This window comes from Scopulibacillus cellulosilyticus, from assembly GCF_042665295.1.
Classification (GTDB): Bacteria; Bacillota; Bacilli; order Bacillales; family Sporolactobacillaceae; genus Scopulibacillus_A; species Scopulibacillus_A cellulosilyticus.
The window spans coordinates 1-2,740 of the sequence record NZ_JBHTCO010000030.1 but is presented as its reverse complement, the minus strand read 5'-3'; the positions used below and the strand labels follow the sequence as shown (position 1 = coordinate 2,740).

At 38.8% G+C, this 2,740-nt stretch carries 2 protein-coding genes and 1 tRNA gene; all 3 read left to right on the top strand.

Annotation, left to right across the window (positions count from 1 at the left end; all coding sequences use genetic code 11):
• The first annotated feature begins 438 nt into the window (after positions 1-438).
• The 3 genes from cspD (at position 439) to ACFQRG_RS16565 (ending at position 2,575) form a co-directional block, all read left to right on the top strand.
• Positions 439-639, top strand: a complete 201-nt coding sequence (gene cspD / locus ACFQRG_RS16575) for a cold-shock protein CspD (protein ID WP_380968061.1) — start codon at positions 439-441, stop codon at positions 637-639.
• A 142-nt stretch (positions 640-781) separates the two neighbouring features.
• Positions 782-857, top strand: a tRNA-Arg gene (locus tag ACFQRG_RS16570).
• Positions 858-1,093: 236 nt separating this feature from the next.
• A complete protein-coding gene (locus ACFQRG_RS16565) occupies positions 1,094-2,575 on the top strand; it encodes an aldehyde dehydrogenase family protein (RefSeq protein ID WP_380968059.1) in 1,482 nt (493 codons plus the stop codon).
• Positions 2,576-2,740 lie beyond the last annotated feature (165 nt).

Below are 2,740 nucleotides of genomic sequence, written 5' to 3'. Positions count from 1 at the left end.
TGGTTTTAAGCGTTATGATCGTTTACGATTACGTGTTTTATTACATCATCAATATAAATCAATGGGATATCAGTTAGGTTAAGGAGTAGGAACTATTACTCCTACCCCAACATTTGACGTAGAACCTTAAAAAAACATCACATAATTTTAAACAAAGGGTTCATAATATAATTAAAAGGCTTTGGGAGAGCATTAAAATGTATAAACTTTTTTAAGTGTTTGACAGTTGTTACGTAATGTGGTAAATTAGAGTAAACCATTTTACTATTTTTATATAAGGTTTGGATGTAAGAATGAAGTACCTTCGCCGAAGTGTAGTAATTTTTACTTCCTACACGATAACGAAGGTACTTTTTGTTTGGTCTATACTTATGTAAGTGGTTAAATGGTTTCATTTCAATAGCGCCAAGCGCGCAAGGTTTTAGGGAGGCATTACACATGCAAAACGGTAAAGTAAAATGGTTTAATGCAGAAAAAGGTTACGGCTTCATCGAAGTTGAAGGCGGAAACGATGTATTCGTTCACTATTCTGCAATCGAAGGTGAAGGCTTCAAAACGTTAGAAGAAGGTCAAGAAGTTAGCTTTGAAATCGTTGAAGGCAACCGTGGCCCACAAGCTGCTAACGTTGTAAAAGCATAATTGCTACTTAAACCGAAATGAGCCAGCAGTCCTTTTAAGGGCTGCTTTTATATTGGCGTGTAATGATATTTTTCTTTTAAAGAAAAAGGCTTTTCAAATTCAGCGAAATTTAGTATAATATAATATGTGTCGTTATTAATAAGGCCCCGTAGCTCAGGGGATAGAGCGTTGGTTTCCTAAACCATGCGTCGGGAGTTCGAATCTCTCCGGGGCCGCCATACATAAAAAAAAAAATTAACTTTTATAAAATATTTCTAATAAAAAGCATTAAATAAAAGCGCTTTCCTTTACTTCCTTGAAATATGGGGATTGAAAGAAAGCGCTTTTATATTTGTGGAGAAGAGTATTTGAAATATAAATTTAATAAAAAAATTATCAATAATTATGAAGGTTTTTAATACATAAAACAAGAAGTATGTTATGTACTAAAATTTTTAAGGAGGGCATGGACTGCATGGAACAAAACACACTGAATGTTAGCGAAAAATTAGCCGACTTTTTAAAGGGAACTAAAAAGCTTTATATTAACGGCGAATGGGTCGAAGCTCAATCAGGTAAGACTTTCGAAACGTTAAATCCAGCGACTGGAGAAGTACTGGCGACAGTCAGTGAAGCGGATGCTGAAGATATTAATCGTGCTGTAGAGGCTGCAAGAAAAGCTTTTGATGAAGGCAAATGGTCGAAGATGAGCGCTGCTTCGAGAAGCCGGTTAATCTACAAATTAGCTGATTTAATGGAAGAGAATAAAGAAGAACTTGCCCAACTTGATACATTAGATAATGGTAAACCAATCAGAGAAACGACAAACGGTGATGTACCGCTTGCCATAGAACATTTTCGTTATTATGCTGGATGGTCAACCAAAATCGTGGGACAAACAATCCCAGTAGCAGGTAAATTTTTCAACTATACAAGGCATGAGCCAGTCGGTGTGGTTGGCCAAATTATTCCATGGAATTTCCCTCTGCTTATGGCTGCCTGGAAATTGGGGGCAGCGCTTGCAACAGGCTGTACTGTTGTACTGAAACCGGCGGAACAAACACCGCTTTCAGCGCTATATCTTGCCCAACTTGCTGAAGAAGCCGGATTTCCTAAAGGTGTTCTTAATGTTGTACCTGGTTACGGTGAAACAGCGGGAGCAGCTTTGGTTAAGCATCCTAAAGTGAATAAAGTGGCATTTACAGGTTCAACTGTCGTAGGTAAAGGCATTATGGCGGAAGCATCAAACACTTTGAAGCGTGTAACGCTTGAACTTGGCGGGAAATCCCCGAATATTATTTTGCCTGATGCCGATATGTCAAAAGCCATTCCGGGCGCATTCTCAGGCATTATGTTCAATCAAGGTCAAGTTTGCTGCGCAGGTTCCCGGTTATTTGTTCAAAAGAAAGCCTTTGATAATGTGGTAGCTGACCTTGTTACCCACTCTAAGAGTGTCAAGCAAGGCGAAGGCCTGAGACCTGACACGGAAATGGGACCGCTGGTTTCCAAAGAGCAGCAAGATCGGGTTGTCAATTACATTAATAAAGGAAAAAGTGAGGGTGCGGAACTGCTGACAGGCGGTACGTATTCAGATAAAGGTTATTTCGTTGAGCCGACAGTCTTTGCGGATGTAAATGATGAAATGACAATCGCAAAAGAAGAAATTTTCGGGCCTGTTGTAACTGCAATGCCTTTTGAAGATCTGGATGAAGTCATTAACCGGGCAAATAACAGCAATTACGGGTTAGCCGCTGGTCTTTGGACGGAAAATGTTAAATCAGCCCATTATGTAGCAAATAAATTGAAGGCCGGAACGGTTTGGGTTAATTGTTACAATGCTTTTGATGCCGCATCACCGTTCGGCGGTTATAAAGAATCAGGTATGGGCAGGGAAATGGGATCTTACGCATTAAATAACTATACTGAAGTTAAAAGTGTATGGATTAACTTAGGATAAAATAAAGAAAGGATGCCAATGATTTGGCATCTTTTTTCATTGTTTAGGAAACTATAAAATGTCGACTTGTGGATAATTGTTCGGTAAAATGTTCGTAGATTTACCTTGGGGTGGGAACATGGGGAAACATAAAAGTGGTGTTATTAAACAAATTCTAAAAGAACA

What these genes read in the sequence shown, in the direction of transcription:
- cspD (WP_380968061.1), top strand. Translation starts at nt 439, where the DNA reads ATGCAAAACGGTAAAGTAAAATGGTTTAATGCAGAAAAAGGTTACGGC.
- ACFQRG_RS16565 (WP_380968059.1), top strand. Translation starts at nt 1,094, where the DNA reads ATGGAACAAAACACACTGAATGTTAGCGAAAAATTAGCCGACTTTTTA.